General features: G+C 57.0%; 14 protein-coding genes. 8 read left to right on the forward strand and 6 right to left on the reverse strand.

Translation table 11 applies throughout. The annotated features are described in order from the left end of the window. Positions 1 to 12: 12 nt before the first annotated feature. Genes ilvB through RB2501_RS10790 form a run of 5 tightly spaced genes read left to right on the forward strand, consistent with a single transcriptional unit; the run spans position 13 to position 6,572 of the window. Positions 13 to 1,746: a biosynthetic-type acetolactate synthase large subunit gene (ilvB, locus tag RB2501_RS10770; protein ID WP_015754846.1), complete on the forward strand. Its 1,734-nt coding sequence runs from the start codon at positions 13 to 15 to the stop codon at positions 1,744 to 1,746. 12 nt (positions 1,747 to 1,758) lie between these two features. After that, positions 1,759 to 2,286, forward strand: a complete 528-nt coding sequence (gene ilvN, locus RB2501_RS10775) for an acetolactate synthase small subunit (protein ID WP_015754847.1) — start codon at positions 1,759 to 1,761, stop codon at positions 2,284 to 2,286. 32 nt (positions 2,287 to 2,318) lie between these two features. Continuing rightward, complete coding sequence (ilvC, locus tag RB2501_RS10780; protein WP_015754848.1) at positions 2,319 to 3,794, forward strand: ketol-acid reductoisomerase; 1,476 nt, start codon at positions 2,319 to 2,321, stop codon at positions 3,792 to 3,794. Between the two features lie 13 nt (positions 3,795 to 3,807). Continuing rightward, positions 3,808 to 5,394, forward strand: a complete 1,587-nt coding sequence (locus tag RB2501_RS10785) for an NADP-dependent glyceraldehyde-3-phosphate dehydrogenase (protein ID WP_041327200.1) — start codon at positions 3,808 to 3,810, stop codon at positions 5,392 to 5,394. Between the two features lie 44 nt (positions 5,395 to 5,438). After that, positions 5,439 to 6,572 carry an MFS transporter gene (locus RB2501_RS10790; RefSeq protein ID WP_015754850.1) on the forward strand — a complete coding sequence of 378 codons (1,134 nt, stop codon included), beginning with the start codon at positions 5,439 to 5,441 and terminating at the stop codon, positions 6,570 to 6,572. Positions 6,573 to 6,630: 58 nt separating this feature from the next. Here RB2501_RS10790 and RB2501_RS10795 read toward each other — a convergent pair whose 3' ends face one another. The 3 genes from RB2501_RS10795 to leuC all read right to left on the reverse strand — a co-directional run bounded on the left by RB2501_RS10795 (position 6,631) and on the right by leuC (position 10,252). Then, positions 6,631 to 8,148, reverse strand: a complete 1,518-nt coding sequence (locus RB2501_RS10795; protein ID WP_015754851.1) for an alpha-isopropylmalate synthase regulatory domain-containing protein — start codon at positions 8,146 to 8,148, stop codon at positions 6,631 to 6,633. 29 nt (positions 8,149 to 8,177) lie between these two features. Further along, positions 8,178 to 8,774, reverse strand: a complete 597-nt coding sequence (gene leuD, locus RB2501_RS10800; RefSeq protein WP_015754852.1) for a 3-isopropylmalate dehydratase small subunit — start codon at positions 8,772 to 8,774, stop codon at positions 8,178 to 8,180. Between the two features lie 68 nt (positions 8,775 to 8,842). Beyond that, positions 8,843 to 10,252, reverse strand: a complete 1,410-nt coding sequence (gene leuC / locus RB2501_RS10805) for a 3-isopropylmalate dehydratase large subunit (protein ID WP_015754853.1) — start codon at positions 10,250 to 10,252, stop codon at positions 8,843 to 8,845. Positions 10,253 to 10,537: 285 nt separating this feature from the next. Between leuC and RB2501_RS10810 the strand changes: the two genes are divergently transcribed. Beyond that, positions 10,538 to 11,671, forward strand: a complete 1,134-nt coding sequence (locus RB2501_RS10810) for a DUF2911 domain-containing protein (RefSeq protein ID WP_015754854.1) — start codon at positions 10,538 to 10,540, stop codon at positions 11,669 to 11,671. An 82-nt stretch (positions 11,672 to 11,753) separates the two neighbouring features. Here RB2501_RS10810 and recG read toward each other — a convergent pair whose 3' ends face one another. Continuing rightward, positions 11,754 to 13,859, reverse strand: coding sequence for an ATP-dependent DNA helicase RecG (recG, locus tag RB2501_RS10815; protein ID WP_015754855.1), 2,106 nt, complete (start codon positions 13,857 to 13,859; stop codon positions 11,754 to 11,756). Positions 13,860 to 13,940: 81 nt separating this feature from the next. On the opposite strand from recG, the gene RB2501_RS10820 reads away from it, so the two are divergent. Then, positions 13,941 to 16,097, forward strand: a complete 2,157-nt coding sequence (locus tag RB2501_RS10820) for a M1 family metallopeptidase (protein WP_041327202.1) — start codon at positions 13,941 to 13,943, stop codon at positions 16,095 to 16,097. Continuing rightward, positions 16,094 to 16,999 (forward strand): patatin-like phospholipase family protein, encoded by a 906-nt coding sequence (locus tag RB2501_RS10825; protein ID WP_015754857.1) that lies wholly within the window; start codon positions 16,094 to 16,096, stop codon positions 16,997 to 16,999. Before RB2501_RS10820 ends, RB2501_RS10825 begins: the two co-directional genes overlap by 4 nt. 29 nt (positions 17,000 to 17,028) lie before the next feature. On the opposite strand, the gene RB2501_RS10830 is transcribed toward RB2501_RS10825, so the two are convergent. Both RB2501_RS10830 and RB2501_RS10835 read right to left on the reverse strand, forming a co-directional pair. Beyond that, positions 17,029 to 17,547 carry a DUF7935 family protein gene (locus RB2501_RS10830; RefSeq protein ID WP_015754858.1) on the reverse strand — a complete coding sequence of 173 codons (519 nt, stop codon included), beginning with the start codon at positions 17,545 to 17,547 and terminating at the stop codon, positions 17,029 to 17,031. A gap of 69 nt (positions 17,548 to 17,616) precedes the next feature. Further along, positions 17,617 to 18,408, reverse strand: coding sequence for a coiled-coil domain-containing protein (locus tag RB2501_RS10835; protein ID WP_015754859.1), 792 nt, complete (start codon positions 18,406 to 18,408; stop codon positions 17,617 to 17,619). Positions 18,409 to 18,414 lie beyond the last annotated feature (6 nt).

Raw genomic sequence — 18,414 nt, forward strand, 5'->3', positions numbered from 1 at the left:
CCTGATGCAGGTATGGAACCAGTAAAGGAAATGCAAAAGAAACAAGACGAAAAGAAGGCCATGCGCATCAGCGGTGCGGAGGCCATCATCCATTGCCTGCTCGAAGAGGGTGCCGACCTGATTTACGGCTACCCGGGCGGGGCAATAATGCCGGTTTACGACGAATTGTATAAATTCCAGGACCGGCTCCACCATGTCCTCACACGCCACGAACAGGGGGCAATACACGCTGCCCAGGGATTTGCCCGGGTAAGCGGGAAAGTGGGAGTTGCCATGGCTACGTCGGGTCCCGGGGCCACGAACCTGGTAACCGGGTTGGCGGATGCGCAGATCGACTCCACGCCGCTGGTTTGTATAACCGGGCAGGTTCCGCGCCATCTGCTGGGTTCGGATGCCTTTCAGGAAACGGACATCATAGGCATTTCCACCCCGGTTACCAAATGGAATTACCAGGTCACCCGGGCCGAAGAAATCCCCGAAATTATAGCCAAGGCGTTTTATATTGCCCGAAGCGGCCGGCCGGGGCCCGTATTGGTGGATATTACCAAGAACGCCCAGTTCGACAGCCTGGACTTCAGCTACACACCCTGTAAAGGGGTTCGCAGCTACAACCCGGTGCCCAAGGCAGACCCGGAAGCCTTGCAGCGGGCTGCAGACCTTATCAACAAAGCCAAGCGCCCATATATCGTCTTCGGACAGGGGGTTATCCTGGGTTCTGCCGAAGCGGAATTACAGGAATTTGTCGAAAAGACGGGCATCCCTGCCGCCTGGACCATCCTGGGGCTATCCGCAATGGATTCCGACCACCCGCTGAATGTGGGCATGGTGGGCATGCACGGGAATTACGGCCCGAACGTCCTGACGAACGAATGCGACGTACTGGTGGCCATCGGCATGCGATTTGACGACCGGGTTACGGGAAGCCTGGACACCTACGCGAAACAGGCCAAGGTCATCCACCTGGAGATCGACCCGGCGGAGGTGGGGAAAAATGTGAAAGCGGACGTGGCGGTCCTGGGGGATGCCCGGGAATCGCTCCGGCAGCTCCTGCCCCTGGTGGAAAAAAGGAAGCACGACCAGTGGCTCTCGGAATTCCACGCCCGAGACAAAGAGGAATTCGAGGCGGTGATCAAAAACGACCTGCACCCGACAAAGGAAGGCCTGACGATGGGGGAGGTGATTGCCCGTATCAATGAAGAGTCCGGCCACAAGGCCGTGATCGTCACGGATGTGGGGCAGCACCAGATGGTCGCCTGCCGATACGCAAAGTTCCGGCAAAGTAAAAGCAGCATTACCTCAGGCGGCCTCGGCACCATGGGGTTTGCGCTCCCCGCGGCCATCGGCGCCAAAATGGGGGCCATGGACCGCGAAGTGGTGGCCGTCATCGGGGATGGGGGATACCAGATGACCATCCAGGAACTCGGGACCATTTTCCAGACAAAGGCGCCTGTGAAGATTGTGGTCCTGAACAACGATTTCCTCGGGATGGTTCGCCAGTGGCAGGAATTGTTTTTTGACAGGCGCTATGCCTCCACCGTAATGACCAACCCGGATTTTGTCAAAATAGCGGAGGGCTACCACATCCGTTCCCGCCGGGTGGAGAACCGGGCGGAACTGGCGGAAGCCGTAGCCGAAATGATGGCGAGCGAGGAAGCCTATTTCCTCGAGGTCCGCGTGGAGAAAGAAGATAACGTCTTCCCGATGATCCCATCGGGGGCATCGGTTTCCGATATCCGGTTAAAATAAGCAATGAACACTATGGACAATCAATGGTTCACCATCTCGGTTTATTCCGAGAACCACGTAGGCCTGTTGAACAGGATCTCGGGGATATTTTTAAAAAGGCACATTAACATAGAAAGCCTCAATGTTTCCAAATCAGAAATAGAAGGCATTTCAAAATTTACTATTGTCGTTCACACGACGGAGAACTGGACGCGGCATATCGTAGCCCAGATCGAGAAGCAGATTGAAGTGATCAAGGCATTCTACCACACGGATGAGGAAACCATCTACCAGGAATCCGCCCTCTTTAAAATCGCTTCCCACCTGTTGTTCGATGAACGGCAGATCCAGAATATCATCAAAGACAGCCACGCCCAGATCGTCACCGTGAGCCGGGACTATTTTGTACTGGCCAAAACGGGCAGGCGAAGTGAAATCGACCAGATGCACGACGACCTGGAGCCGTTCGGCATTATGCAATTTGTGCGGTCCGGCCGGATTACCGTTACCAAGGCCGAAATGCCGATTACCGCCTTGCTGGCAAATTTCCAACAATCCTAAACAGAATTTAATATCTACCAGAACACACCATTATGACGAATTATTTCAATACGCTTTCACTCAGGGAACAACTGCAACAATTGGGTAAATGCCGTTTTATGGATCCTTCGGAATTTTCTGAAGGGGTGGCAGCGCTGAAGGGCGCAAAAATCGTCATCGTCGGCTGCGGGGCACAGGGCCTCAACCAGGGCCTGAACATGCGGGATTCCGGCCTGGATATATCCTACGCGCTCCGGGAGGCGGCGATTCAAGAAAAACGGACGTCTTTCCAGAATGCCACCGAAAACGGTTTTCCCGTAGGGACCTACGAGGAATTGATTCCCACGGCCGACCTGGTGATCAACCTGACCCCGGACAAACAGCATACCAATGTGATCAACTCGGTAATGCCTCATATGAAAAAAGGCGCTACGCTCTCCTATTCGCACGGGTTTAATATTGTGGAAGAAGGGATGCAGATCCGGGAAGACCTCACCGTGATCATGGTTGCCCCAAAAAGCCCGGGCTCGGAAGTCCGGGAGGAATACAAGCGGGGCTTCGGGGTGCCGACGCTCATTGCCGTCCACCCGGAAAACGACCCGGAAGGCAAGGGGCTGGCCCAGGCCAAGGCCTATGCGGCTGCTACCGGGGGCCACAAAGCCGGCGTGCTGGAATCCTCCTTCGTCGCAGAGGTGAAATCCGACCTCATGGGGGAACAGACCATCCTCTGCGGGCTCCTGCAGACGGGCAGCATCCTGTGTTTTGACAAGATGGTGGAAGGCGGGGTGGACCCGGGATACGCTTCCAAACTGATCCAGTACGGGTGGGAAACCATAACGGAAGGCCTGAAGTACGGGGGGATTACCAATATGATGGACCGGCTTTCCAATCCGGCCAAGATCCGCGCATTTGAACTTTCCGAGGAGCTCAAGGAGATTATGCGCCCGCTGTTCCGCAAGCACATGGACGATATTATGAGCGGCCATTTTTCAAAGACGATGATGGAAGACTGGGCGAATGACGACAAAAACCTGCTCACCTGGCGAGCCGCCACCGGGGAGACGAATTTTGAGAAAACCCCCGCGGGTTCCGACAAGATCAGCGAACAGGAATACTACGACAAAGGGGTGCTGATGGTAGCCATGGTCCGGGCAGGCGTGGAACTCGCCTACGAATCGATGACGGAATCCGGCATCATCGGGGAATCCGCCTACTACGAATCCCTGCACGAAACCCCCCTGATCGCCAATACGATTGCCCGGAAGAAACTCTTTGAAATGAATCGCGTCATTTCCGATACGGCGGAATACGGATGCTACCTGTTCGACCATGCCTGCAAACCCCTGTTGAAGGACTTTATGGCAAAAATTGACACGGATGTTATCGGGAACTCCTTTGGGGAAGGACAGGACAACGGGGTGGACAATGCGAAACTGATTGCCGTCAACAAGGCGCTTCGCACCCATCCGGTAGAAATTGTCGGGGCGCGGCTCCGGGCCTCGATGACCGCAATGAAACCCATCGTTTAAGCCTTTTAACCAGATGACACCCCTACCGATTCCAGAAGCATACAAGTTGGAGGAGCCCATTGCGCAGCGCACGTACCTGGTGGGCGGCGAACTCCTGAATTGGGATGGCCCGGTTACCGAAGTGTATTCCACCATTTCAGGGCCAGGCCAGTACAAGCCGACCCATTTGGGGAGTATCCCGGACATGGGCGAAAAGGAGGCCCTGGAGGCCCTGGATGCGGCCATGGGCGCCTATGCGCGCGGCCAGGGGGCCTGGCCCACGATGAAAGTCCGCGACCGGATCGAATGCATGGAGAAATTTGTCCGGCAGATGGAAGGCAAGCGGGAACGCATCGTGCAGCTCCTTATGTGGGAGATCGGGAAGTCCCTGCCGGATTCCGAAAAGGAGTTCGACCGGACGGTGGAATACATCTATGACACCATTGAGGAATACCGGGAACTCGACAGGAATTCCGCCAAGTTCGACAAGCACCAGGGGGTCTATGCTCATATCCGCAGGGGGCCCCTGGGGGTGGTTCTGTGCCTGGGGCCATATAATTACCCGCTGAATGAAACATTCGCCTTGCTGATCCCTGCGATCATTATGGGGAACACGACCATTTTCAAGCCCGCCAAGCACGGGGTACTCCTGATTACGCCCCTTTTGGAGGCATTCCAGAACAGCTTCCCCCGGGGGGTGGTAAACATCCTCTTTGGGCGGGGACGGGCAGTGGCCGCCCCGATCATGCAAACCGGGAAGGTAGACGTACTGGCCCTTATCGGCAACAGCAAATCTGCCAATGCGCTGCAGGAACAGCACCCCAAGAGCAACCGGCTCCGGCTGGTCCTGGGGCTGGAAGCCAAGAACCCGGCCATCGTGCTGCCGGACGCCGACCTGGACCTGAGTATCCAGGAGTGCCTGGCCGGAACGCTCTCTTTTAACGGGCAGCGGTGTACCGCCCTCAAAGTGGTGTACGTTCATGAAGACATCCGGGAGGAATTCCTCGAGCGGTTCGCATCGGCGGTGGACGCATTGCCCTTTGGAAACCCCTGGGACCCGGGCGTAAAACTGACCCCGTTGCCGGAACCCGGGAAACCGGATTATATCCGGGAACTCATTGACGATGCCCTGGAAAAGGGAGCCCGGATCCTGAATGAAAAGGGAGGGGAACAAACGGACAACTACATCTGGCCCGCGGTGCTCTACCCGGTTACCCGGGATATGCGGGTGTATCGGGAGGAACAATTCGGGCCCGTTATCCCGGTCCTTTCTTTCCGGGAAATCGAGGAACCCCTGGACGATATGGCCGAAAGCAATTACGGGCAACAGGTGAGCCTCTTTGGCAAGGACGTGTATACGCTGGCGCCCCTGATCGATACGCTAGCCAACCTGGTTTGCCGGGTCAATTTGAACAGTTCCTGCCAGCGGGGCCCGGACGTATACCCGTTTACGGGCCGGAAGGATTCCGCCCAGTCCACGCTCAGCGTCCACGACGCCCTGCGTTCCTTTTCCATCCGGACGTTTGTCGCCTTCAAGGATAACCCGATCAACGTGGAAACCGTGGAACAATTGCTGGACACCAAGGCCTCGAACTTCATCAGCACGGATTATATCTTATAGCCATAGCCGCCGGGAAACATACCAAGGCCTATATTGCCCTCGCCATGGGGGCATTTGGCATTGCGTTGACGGAATTCGTCATCATGGGGATACTCCCCGAAGTGGCCCGTTCCCTGGAGGTGACCATCCCGGAGGCCGGACACTTTATTTCAGCCTATGCCCTGGGTGTGGTCCTGGGCGCCCCGTTGCTGACGGGCCTGATAGCGCGCTGGCCTTCGCGGAAGTCCCTGGTGGTCCTGATGCTCTGGTTCACCGTTTTCAATACGCTTTCCGCATTTGCCGAGGGCTATTGGTCCATGATGGTGGTTCGGTTCCTGTCGGGTTTGCCGCACGGTGCATTCTTTGGGATCGGAGCAGTGATTGCCGCCCGTCTCGCGCCGGAAGGGAAAGGGGCCCAGGCCATTGCCAAGATGTTCGCGGGGTTTACCATCGCCAACGTTGTGGGGGTCCCCCTGGGGACGTTTATCGGGAATTCCTTCCACTGGAGCTTTTCCTTCTTATTGGTTGGGGTAGTGGGGGTGCTGACCGTGGTGAGCCTCTACAACTGGATGCCTTCCCTGTCGGTTCCCCGGGAAAAAGATGAACTGCCCGTGTCGCCCATGAAGAACGGGAAGCTTTGGGCCTTGCTGGCCCTGACCGCCATCGGTACCGGCGGGTTCTTTGCCTGGTACAGCTATATCGCCCCCTTGCTGTTGGACGTCTCGGGACATTCCGAGACCACGGTAAGCTATGCAATGGTCCTGGCCGGGACCGGCATGGTGGCGGGTAATTTTATCGGGGCGCGGATGGAGGAACGGCTCGGGGCCCTCCGGGCGATTTTTGCAGGGTTATCCGGAATGTCCCTGATGCTCGTATTGAATTCCTTCCTGGCACCTTTTCCCGTCTGGGTGCTGATCATGTGCTTTGTAGTCGGGCTGGTAACCTTTACGCTGGCGGCCCCTATCCAGATAGCGATTATCCAGGCCTCCTACGGGTCGGAGATGCTCGCTTCGGCCATGAACCAAAGCGCCTTTAACATCGCCAACGCTATCGGGGCCTACCTGGCCGGATTGCCCATCGCTTTCGGTTATGGCGTGATTGCCGCAGGGCAGGTGGGGGCAGGACTCGCCGCCCTGGGGGCATTGATTGCGCTGGGGATCTACACGTATACGCGCTGGAGGCACCGGCGCGGGAGGTAACTAATTAAACAAGTTAAACAAGGGGTTCTTATCAGGGCAGAACTGTCTTTGCCTGGAATCAGCCGATATTCAGCATTTTTTCAGTAGCCTTGATGGCCGAGACCGTCTGGTCGGAATCCAGCCCTCGGGTCGTGAACTCCCGGTCGTCCTGCCGCCAGGTAATGACCGTTTCGCAGAGGGCGTCCGAATTGGATCCCGGCGGTATCCGCACCGCGTAATCCACCAGGGTCGGCAACGGCCTTTTCAGGGAGCGATAGACTTTCCGCAGGGCATTCATAAAGGCGTCGAACTGGCCGTCCCCCTGGGCGTGGGCCTCGTAGTTTTCCCCCTCGATTTCCAGGGAGACCGTCGTTGAAGGCTGCAGGCCCTTGGCATGGGTGAGCACATAGGAACGGATAAAAACACGCTGTTGGTGCGACCCGCTGCCCAATACATCCGAGATGATGTACGGGAGGTCTTCACGGGTCACCTTTTCCTTCTTGTCGCCGAGTTCAATGATTCGGGCAGTTACCTTACGGAGTTCTTCGTCGTTCAGCGTCAGGCCGAGCTCCTGCAGGTTCTTCTGGATATTTGCCTTGCCGGAGGTCTTCCCCAGGGCGTATTTGCGCTTCCTCCCGAAACGTTCCGGCATCAGGTCGTTGAAGTACAGGTTCTTTTTGTTGTCCCCGTCCGCGTGTATGCCCGCGGTCTGGGTGAAGACGTTGTCCCCGACGATGGGCTTGTTGGCAGGGATGCCAATTCCGGTAAAGGCCGAGACGAGCTTGCTCACCTTGAACAGGGAGGTTTCGCTCACCCCGATGGCAACCTCGGGCATGAAGTCGTTCAGGACGGCCACCACGCTCGCAAGCGGCGCGTTCCCGGCGCGTTCGCCCATGCCGTTGACCGTCAGGTGCAACCCGTGGACCCCGGCGCTGACGGCTTCCATAACGTTAGCCACGCTCAGGTCGTAATCGTTGTGTCCGTGGAAGTCGATGTGCCCGTCCGGGTACCTGCCGATGATGTCTTCCAGGAATTCCCGCGTTTCCCCAGGCGTGAGTACCCCCAGGGTATCCGGAAGCATGATCCGGTCGATGGGCTGGGTATCCAGAAAATCGAGGAACTCATACACGTATTCCGGGGAGTTCCGCATGCCGTTGCTCCAGTCCTCCAGGTAAATATTGGTGCGGACCCCCTGTTCCCCGGCTTTCGCAATGACTTCGCGAATGTCCGAAAAATGCTTTTCCGGGGTTTTCTTCAGTTGGTATTTCAGGTGGTTCAGGGAGCCCTTGGTCAGCAGGTTCTGTACCTGGGCGCCTGCCTGTTCCATCCAGTTCAGGGAGGCACCGCCATCGACAAAGGTGAGTACTTCCACCCGGGGCAACAATCCCTTTTCGGCGGCCCAGGCGGTAATTTGCCGGACGGAATCGAATTCCCCCTCGGAAACCCGGGCAGAAGCTACCTCGATGCGATCTACCCGGAGTTCCTCCAGCAGGAGTTTGGCCAGCGTCAGTTTTTCCGATGCGGTAAAGGATACCCCTGAGGTTTGTTCCCCGTCTCGCAGGGTGGTATCCATGATCTCGATACGTCGTTTTTCCATGGGCGGGTGCCGGAAGGTTTTCCGGAGACTTAAAGCGGGGTATCCCCCGCGAAGGATTTGATTTCCTCTTTCATGTTGAGGAGGTAGTCGATGTCGTCAAAGCCGTTGAGCATGTTCTCCTTCTTGTAGCCATTGATTTCGAAGGACTCGCTGTCGCCGGTAGGCAGCAGCGTGATGGTTTGTTCCTGCAGGTTTACCTCCAGTTCGGCCTTGGGGTCCTTCTCGATGGCTTCGAATATCCGCTGCAGGAACTCGGCACTTACCTGTACCGGGAGCACCCCCACATTCAGGCAGTTGTTCCGGAATATATCTGCAAAAAAGCTGGAAACCACGCAGCGGAATCCATAGTCGTATACGGCCCAGGCGGCGTGTTCCCGGGAGGAGCCCGAACCAAAGTTCTTCCCTCCAACCAGGATTTTCCCGCTATAGATGGGGTTGTTCAATACAAAATGTTCCTTGGGCGTATTGTCCGGGTGGTACCGCCAGTCGCGGAACAGGTTATCGCCAAAACCCTTCCGTTCGGTCGCCTTGAGAAAGCGCGCCGGGATAATCTGGTCGGTATCCACATTTTCTATGGGCAGCGGGACTGCGGTACTTCTCAGGATGGTGAATTTATCGTATGCCATTTGAATGCTGTTTAATACGGGTATGCGCCTTTTGAATACCCAATGGGTTTTTAAAATTCCTTTCAGTATCAGGCCAGTTCCGGTTCCAGGAGTTCCCTGGGGTCGGTTACCTTTCCGGTTATCGCGGCTGCGGCGGCTACCAGCGGGCTGGCCAGCAGGGTGCGGGCCCCGGGCCCCTGCCTTCCTTCAAAGTTTCTGTTGGAGGTGCTCACGGCGTATTTTCCCGCGGGAATCTTGTCGTCGTTCATCGCCAGGCAGGCAGAACATCCGGGTTCGCGCAAATCAAAACCCGCAGCCTGGAGGATGTCCAGGATCCCTTCCTCCCGAATAGCCGCTTCCACCTTGTGGGAGCCGGGTACGAGCCAGGCCGTGACATTATCTGCCTTCTTCCTGCCCCTGACGATCTTCGAGAAAGCCCGGAAATCTTCTATTCGTCCGTTGGTACAGCTGCCGAGGAATACAAAGTCAACCGGCTTGCCGATCATCGCTTCGCCTTCGGCAAAGTCCATATACTCCAGGGATTTGCGATAGGTGGCTACCCCGCCTTCCATGGACTCCGCCGTGGGAATGGTACGGGATATGCCGACACCCATCCCCGGGTTTGTCCCGTAGGTAATCATCGGTTCGATATCGGAGGCGTAAAAATTGATTTCCTTGTCGAAAACCGCGTCCGAGTCGGAATGCAGCGTTTTCCAGTAGGCCATGGCGGTATCCCAGTCGGCGCCGGAAGGCGCGTATTCCCGGCCGCGGATGTACTCAAATGTTTTTTCATCCGGAGCAATCATCCCTCCGCGGGCGCCCATTTCGATGCTCAGGTTGCAAACGGTCATCCTGCCTTCCATGCTCATATTGCGGAAAACCTCACCGGAATATTCCACAAAGTACCCGGTGGCACCGGAGGTGGTTAGCCTGGAGATGATGTAGAGTGCCACGTCCTTGGGGGTGACGGCCTCGCTCAGGTTCCCGTCGATGTTGATCCGCATACGCTTGGGTTTGGGCTGCATGATGCACTGGGTGGCCAGGACCATCTCTACTTCCGAAGTTCCGATGCCAAAGGCAATGGCCCCGAATGCGCCGTGGGTGGAAGTATGGGAGTCACCGCACACGATGGTGGCCCCGGGTACGGTAATCCCGTTCTCGGGCCCGATTACGTGCACGATGCCGTTCTTCTCATGGCCAAGCCCCCAATAGGGGATGCCGTGTTCAGCGGCATTTTTTTCCAGGGCCTCGAGTTGTTTGGCCGAAAGCGGATCCTTAACCGGCAGGTGCTGGTTCCGGGTAGGGGTATTGTGGTCGGCGGTAGCAAAGGTCCGGTTGGGGTAGAGCACCGGGATACCCCGGTTTTTCAACCCCAGGAATGCCACCGGGCTGGTCACTTCGTGGACCAGGTGGCGGTCGATGAAAAGGACATCCGGCCCGTTGTCTATTTTGCGGACCACGTGGGAGTCCCATACTTTGTCGAATAGTGTCTTGCTCATAGTGCTTAAGGCTCGATAAGTTTCATAAAAAGCGCTTACGAAGATACTAATCGGGACCCCGCTGTGAAAATGCACCCCCTGTAAATTACGATGCCCAAAACGGGCGGGATGTTAATATGCGCTGCGATTTTACTACCTTAAGAGGGCAAACCCCCGTCGGGACTTCCCGTTGCACGGTTTTTTTAACACGGGCGCGCTGCGGTTTAATATATTGATAACGTGCGCCGCTTCCAACGCGGGTTAACTTATAAACATCTCATTGCGAACCGTCTAAACATATGTGAAATGGAACAAATTTACTCCTTGCAAGGGCAGGTAGCCTCCCGTTTGCAAAAAATGGTTTTTCCCCTCCTCCTGGGGTTGATGGCATATCCGATACAGGCCCAGCTGGACCTGCCAAGGGGCAGCCAGATGGCCCGGGTTACCCAGCGGGTCGGGATCAGCGACATCACCATCGAATATTCCCGGCCGGCAGTAAATGGCCGGGAAATTTGGGGCGCCCTGGTACCCTACGGCATGAACAACCTGGGTTTCGGTTCAGCCGCCGAATCGCCCTGGAGGGCCGGCGCCAATGAAAACACCACCTTCAGCCTCACCCACGATGCCCTGGTGGAAGGGGAACCCTTGCCTGCCGGCACCTACGGCCTCCATATGGTCGTCCACCCGGACAACCGGGCCACGGTTATTTTCTCGAACAATAGCGGGGCGTGGGGAAGCTATTTCTACGACCCTTCTGAAGATGCCCTCCGCGTGGAGGTCGGTACTACTGAAATCCCCCATACGGAATGGCTGGAATACGGATTTACCGATTTATCCGCCAACGGAGCCACTGCCAGTCTGCGCTGGGAGAAAAAGGAAATTCCCTTTAAGGTGGAGTTCGACACCCCCTCCCTGACCATGGCATTTATCCGGCAGAAGCTGCAGAACCAGGAAGGCTTTACGCGTCAGTCATGGGAGCAGGCGGCCAATTATGCGCTCAACAACGGCGGCGATTTGGATGAAGCGCTCGGCTGGATCAACGCGGCCATTTCCGGCCAATTCTTCAGCCAGAAAGACTTCAACAACCTGAGTATCAAAGCACAGATCCTCGATGCCCAGGGCAAAACGGAAGCGTCCGAGGCCGCCATAGACGAAGCCATGCAACTCGGGACGGTATTCCAGGTACACGGCTACGGCCGGCAATTGATTGCCCGCGGTCAACCCGAACAGGCCCTGAGAGTGTTTCAGAAGAACGCCAAAAACCATAAAAACACATGGCCGGTAGACTATGGACTGGCACGTGGCTACAGCGCATTGGGGGATTATCAGAAAGCGCTGAGGCACCTGAAGATTGCCCGGGAACGCGCCCCGGACGAACTGAACCAGAATGCCATTGAGGCGAATATCGCCAAACTGGAGGCCGGGGAAGACATTAATTAAGGTGGGCACATCGGATAAGGTACTGGCGCGCAGTATGGACAGGTCAAACTAACGGGGCCCGGGCCGGCGAAGGGGTGCGTAGCTAGCTGATATAGTCCCAACGGTTCTGGAAAACCTCCATTTGCTGTAGCCTGGTGCGGACCACCCGGTTTTCCGCCTGTTCCAGGCCGGGGTCTGCAAGCAGCAGCTGACGGGCGAATTCACGTGCGGACTGCAGGAGTTCCCGGTCCCTCACCAGGTCGGCGATCCGCAGGCTCAACACCCCGCTTTGCTGGGTTCCCAGCAGGTTGCCCGGGCCTCGCAATTTCAGGTCGGTTTCGGCAATTTCAAAGCCGTCATTCGTACGGGCCATGGTTTGCAGGCGCGTGCGCGCTTCTTCCGATAATTTCTCCCCGCACATCAGGATGCAATAACTCTGGTCCGCCCCGCGGCCCACCCGCCCGCGGAGTTGATGCAACTGGGAGAGCCCAAACCGCTCCGCACTTTCGATGACCATCACGCTGGCGTTCGGGACGTTCACCCCGACCTCGATCACCGTTGTGGCTACCATGATCTGCGTCTTGCCTTCTGCAAAACGCTGCATTTCGTATTCCTTTGCCTCCGGTTTCATCTGCCCGTGGACAATGGATACCTGGAAGTCCGGCTGGGGGAATTCCCGGCTGATACTTTCAAACCCGTCCATCAAATCCTTGTAATCCATTGCTTCGGATTCCTGGATCAGCGGGTAGACGATGTATGCCTGGCGGCCTTTGCGAATCTCGTCTTTGAGGAATCCGAAAACGCGGAGCCGGTCCCTGTCGCCCCTCAGGACGGTACGCACGGGCTTTCGCCCGGGCGGCAGCTCGTCGATGAGGCTGATGTCCAGGTCCCCGTAAAGGCTCATGGCCAGGGTTCGGGGGATCGGGGTGGCCGTCATCACCAGGATATGCGGGGGGCGCTTGTTCTTTTTCCACAGTTTGGCGCGTTGTGCCACCCCGAAGCGGTGTTGCTCGTCGATAATGGCCAGGCCGAGGTTATTAAACTTTACCCGGGGCTCCAGGACCGCATGGGTCCCGATCAATATGGGTAAACTGCCGTCCGACAGCCCGGCCAGCAGCGGTTTGCGATCCTTTTCCTTTACGGATCCCGTCAGCAGACCGACCGGCAGGCCCAGGGGCTCCAGCAATTCGCTGACCGCGTTGAAATGTTGCTGGGCGAGGATCTCGGTAGGGGCTACCAGGCAGGCCTGATACCCGTTGTCAAGCGCCAGGAGGATGGTCAGTACGGCCACAATGGTTTTCCCGGAGCCAACGTCACCCTGGAGCAACCGGTTCATCTGGGCATTGCTTCCGAGGTCTGCCCGGATCTCCCGGATAACCCGTTTCTGGGCCCCGGTCAGGTCAAAGGGCAGGTGGTCCTTGTAGAATGCGGTAAAACGTTCGCCCACCTGTTCAAAGAGGTACCCCCGTATCCGCTTTTTCCGCTCGTGTTTTTTGGAGAGCAGGGCCAGCTGAATATAGAAGAGCTCCTCGAATTTCAGGCGGGCCTGGGCCCGGGCCAAAAGTGCATTGGAATCCGGAAAATGTATCTGCACCAGCGACCGGGGTTTCGGGAGTAATTGCAAGGCCTCCAAAATGCGGTCCGGCAGCGTTTCCGGCAGAACCTCCCGCACCTGTGCCAGGACCGCTGCCACCCACTGGGTAAGCAGCCGGTTGGAAATGCCCTGCCGGGTGAGTTTCTCGGTAGACGGGTAGACGGGTTGCATCCTGATCCGCTTTTGCTGCTGGTGGGCCGAGAGGAGTTCCAGGTCCGGGTGCGGCATGGAGAATGCCCCGTTGTACCAATTGACGCGCCCGAAAATGACATAGGGTTCCCCGAGCTTCAAACGTTCCCTGAACCATTTCTGGCTCCGGAACCAGACCAGTTCCATTTCCCCGGTATCGTCCCGGAAGGTTGCCACCAGCCGCTTGCCCCGCTTTTGCTCCACAGTCTTCAGGTGCACGATTTTACCGATTAACTGGACTTCGGCGCTGCTTCGCTCCAATTCGCGGATTTTGTAATACCGGGATTTATCGATGTAGCGGTTCGGGAAGAAATACAGCAAGTCCCGGAACGTCTTCAGCCCCAGCTCAGACTCCAGCAGCCGGGCCCTCCCGGGCCCGACTCCCTTCAGGTACGCGAGCGGGGTATTCCTGGGATCGGGTTGCATCGGACTAAATTAAGGGTTCCCCCATATTCCTGCAACCGTCCAAATGCCTAAATTTGGGAAACAAACCCTGGCAATCCACCCATGCGAACCCGATGCTTGCCCCTGATGCTGATGTGTTTCCTGGCCATGGCCAGAGGCCAGCAACCCGGGGTAGATTTTATTGCCGGCACCATATCCATCCTCCCGGAGGCCTCCGACCATTCCATCCGGGGAACCGTACACTATACATTCCATTTCGCCGGGAAGGCAGACAGTATCTATCTGGATGCCCACAATATGGAAATCCACCGTCTGACGGTGGACGGCCAACCCGCCACCTTTACCGCAAACGGCAAAGAACTCGCATTGGTTGCCCCCCGGGACCCGGGCCAGCATGAATTGCGAATCGAATACCTGGCCCGCCCAAGACAAACGGTTTATTTCATCGGCCCGGAAGGCGACGGGGGGGATAGCCAGATATGGACACAGGGCCAGGGAAAATACAGCAGCCACTGGGTTCCCAGTTTTGACGATATGCGTGAGAAAGTAGTCTTTGACCTGGAGGTTACCGCTGCACGCGGCCGGGAAGTTATTGCCAACGGGGTGCTAGAGGAGAAACGCAATCAGGGAGACAGGGTAACCTGGGTGTACGATATGGAGCAACCGATGAGCAGTTACCTGCTGGCTTTTGCCATTGGCCGGTACGACAGCATTGGGATGCAGTCGGCCTCCGGGGTCCCCATTGCCCTGTATTATCCGGCAGGGCGCCGTGCGGATGCCCGCCGGACATACCGGCATACCGATCGGGTCTTCAATTTCCTGGAGCGAGAAATCGGGGTGCCCTATCCCTGGCAGAATTACAAACAGGTGCCGGTGCGCGACTTTATGTACGCAGGCATGGAAAATACGGGGACCACATTTTTTGCCGACTCCTACCTGGTGGACTCCATTGGGGTGAACGACCGGAATTACCTGAACGTCAACGCACACGAACTCGCGCACCAGTGGTTTGGCAACCTGGTGACCGAAACGGACGGGGGCCAGCACTGGCTGCACGAGGGGTTTGCCACATACTACGCCTACCTGGCGGAAGGCCATATCCTGGGGGAGCGGGAAATGTACTGGGCGCTTTACCGTTCCGCCAATGCGCTGAAGCAACTCAGCCGGGACGGCAGCGGGGAGTCGCTTCTTGACCCGGGATCGGGCAGTTTGACGTTCTACGAGAAAGGGGCCTGGGCGCTCCTGGCCCTGAGGAATCTGGTGGGGGACACAGCTTTTCGGGAAGGGGTCCGATCCTACCTGCATACCTATGCATTCGGCAATGCAACCGTCGATGGATTCCTGGAGGTGATGGAGCGCGCAGCCGGAACTTCCCTGGATGGTTTTCGCCAACAATGGCTTGAAGGCAAAGATTTCCCTTACGAAGCGGCCATTTCCCACCTCAGGGAACGGGATGCTTCACTGGCCCGGTACCTGGACCTGATATCCGGGGAAGCGGGAAGCGGGGAGGGGAAAGTTGCAGGGGCCGGGGACGACCATGCGGCAGCCGAACGTGACAATGCAGTTCAGGATGTTGCCGCCCCGGGCCAGGAGGTGCTGCTAAATGCCTGGGAAGCCTTTGATGCGGCCCCATACCGGGCGGCCCTGGCCACCCGGTACGGGGCTTTGTTTGGCCCCGAATTGCTGGAAAAGTCCCGGGCAGATTCCCGGCCCGAGGTGCAAAAAGCCCTGCTCAGCATTCCGTTGCCAAACGATCCGGGGGTGCAGGCCTGGCTTGAGGGCCTCCTGGATGCACCCAGTTACGAAATCCGGGAAGCAGTCCTCTACAGGTTGTGGTCCGGGTTTCCCGACAGGCGGGCCGAATACCTGGACCGGACGGCAGACAATCCGCTTATCCAGGCCCCGAACCTGAAACAATTGTGGTGGTTGCTGGCCCTGCTCACCGAGGGGTATGCCGATCCGGAAACCGGCAGGGCGTACCTGGGGAATCTCCGGGGAACAACGGGTCCCGATTTTGACCGGGAGGTTCGCGAAAACGGTTTTCGGCTCCTCCATCAGGCCGACGCCCTGGGGGAGGAAAACCTCAAAGACCTGTTGGGCGCCACGGAACACCACAGTTGGCAGTTTCGCAAATTTGCCCGGCGGCTGCTGGACGAGCTGATCGCGGCCCGACCGGAGCGCGGCCTCTGGCAATCTCTGGCGCAGGGGCTTTCCAGGGAACGGTTCAAATATGTCTACAATAAAATTGAGGAATTATGAGAGCATTGGTGATATCCGGGGGAGGCAGCAAAGGGGCCTTTGCCGGAGGGGTTGCCCAATTCCTGATGGAACAGCGGGGATACGACTACGATTTACTGTTGGGGACCTCTACGGGCAGCCTGTTGATCAGCCACCTGGCCCTCCAGAAAATTGAGAAGATCCGCAAGGTATACACCAGCGTGAATCAGCAGAGCATCTTCAGTAACCTGCCGTTTACCATCAGCCACAAATACGGGGTAGACAGCATCGGGATCAACCACTGGAATGTTCTGAGGAATTTTATGCGGGGCAGCAAAACCTTCGGGGAGAGCCACAACCTGTTGAAACTCATTCGGAAAACGATTACCAAAGAAGAGTTTCAAACCCTGAAAACGGGCCCCAAGGACCTCGTGGTGACCGTCTCGAACCTGTCGCTCAACCAGGTGGAATACAAGTCCATCAACGACTTTGACTACGACGAATTCTGCGAATGGATCTGGATATCCTGCAATTATATCCCGTTTATGAGCCTGGTCCGCAAAAACGGGTGCGAATATGCCGATGGCGGGCTGGGGTCCATGGTACCCGTTGAAGAAGCTATCCGACGCGGTGCCACCGAGGTGGATGCGATTGTCCTGCACACGGAGGTGACCCACCTGAACCGGATGCCGTCGCGCAACGCGTTCTCCCTGATGACCAATATGTTCGCCTTTATGCTCGACCGGATTGAACAGCAGAATATCAAAATAGGGAAATTCGTTGCGAGCAACCAGAACGCGCTCATCAACTTCTACTATACCCCGACCATCCTGACGACCAATTCGCTGATTTTTGACAAGGAGCAAATGACGCAATGGTGGGAACGCGGGTTTCAGTATGCCGCTTCAAAGAGCGAGCAGGCCAGCGAACTGGAACCGGAATAGCAGGGGCAATATTCGGGCAATTGCGGGGCCTACCAGAGTTCCCCGATCTCTTTCTTGACAAAAGCCAGAGCCGTGGCGGAAGGGGAGGCCTTGTCCATCGTGTCGTTGAGGATGTCCTCCCGAAGCTTTTCGGCCGTATCCGACGTGCTCATCCCGGCTTTCCGGATGGCCTGAATGGTAGCGTTCTTGGCCGCCTTGATCACATTCCAGCACTCATCCGTCATGTAGATTTGCTGGGAGAGGTTGTGGTCGAATTCGTTTTCGATGTTGCGGATCAGCAGGTTTTCATATTCCGATTTGTCGGCGGATTTCGGAGCTACCCGCACCACGAGGCTCGGGATGGAAATCCGCTCCAGGAAAAGGGCCATCCGCTCGTAGGCCTGCAACCGGATGGGCAGGGCCTCCTTCTGGTTTTCTTTGTGGAGCAGGTATCGCCTGCGGCCTTCCTCGTTCCGGGTGTGCAGCCTGAAAAAGTAAAAAGCCACCACTCCGGTTACCACGGCGGGCAAAAGGAAGGCAAAAAGTTGTAGAATATCGTCTCCGGTCATCGTGTTGGTTTTGGTTTGGTTTCTTGTGGGAAAACGGCTGAAATCCCCAAAAAGTATCCCATTGCGGGTCTAATTCTTGGTTTGCGATTTAACCTGCTGATAAAATTCCCTGTAACCCGGATGGATCAGGATGTCCACCCCTTCGCTGAAATTCCCGTCCCGGCCCCTGGCGCTCAACCGGTCGGCCGGGATGTCGTAGTCATCCCTCAGCGCATTCATCACGGAAACTCCCTGCCGGGCGGCCAGGGCGAGGTCGCCGATCATCGACAGGCCTTCTACCGTTACGTCAAGGTGTGGGTGCGACTTCAGCAATTCGGAAATACCCTGTAGCCAGGGGCCGGCATCTTCGGTGATTTCAGTTCCGGTATCGCTTCCAAACACTTGTTCCAGGCTGCCGGAGATTACCAGGCCGCCTCCGGAAACCTTGAGTTTCGCATCGGGCCCCAGGGTGGCCTTTGCATCCGACAACAGGGCGATGATGGAGGAATCGTTCCGGCTGATGGTCTCGGTCATCGCCCGCAATTCCTGCTCCTTGTTTTGCAGGGAACCCAGGGCCTGGTTCAGGGCCGAGGTATTCTTGTTGGAAACCTCGGCGAAACTCCCCAGGTTTTCTAGCAATGTGGCGTTGGCCTCCTTGAGTTCGCCCACTTGTTTTTCGTAGGAATCTGCGCGTGCCAGGCTGGCTTTTTCACGTGCCTGGGCCTCCGCCAGCTCGCGCCGAACCTGCATCAGTTCGGACTCCAGCGTATCGATCTGCGCCTGCAATTCACTCCGTCGCTGGCCCATGGCGCTACAGGCAACCAGCATAGCCATAACCAACAAGAGCGGGAAATATTTTGGGGTTCGGGTACAATTCTCCATACTACA

The sequence above is a fragment of the Robiginitalea biformata HTCC2501 genome, from assembly GCF_000024125.1.
Taxonomy (GTDB): Bacteria; Bacteroidota; Bacteroidia; order Flavobacteriales; family Flavobacteriaceae; genus Robiginitalea; species Robiginitalea biformata.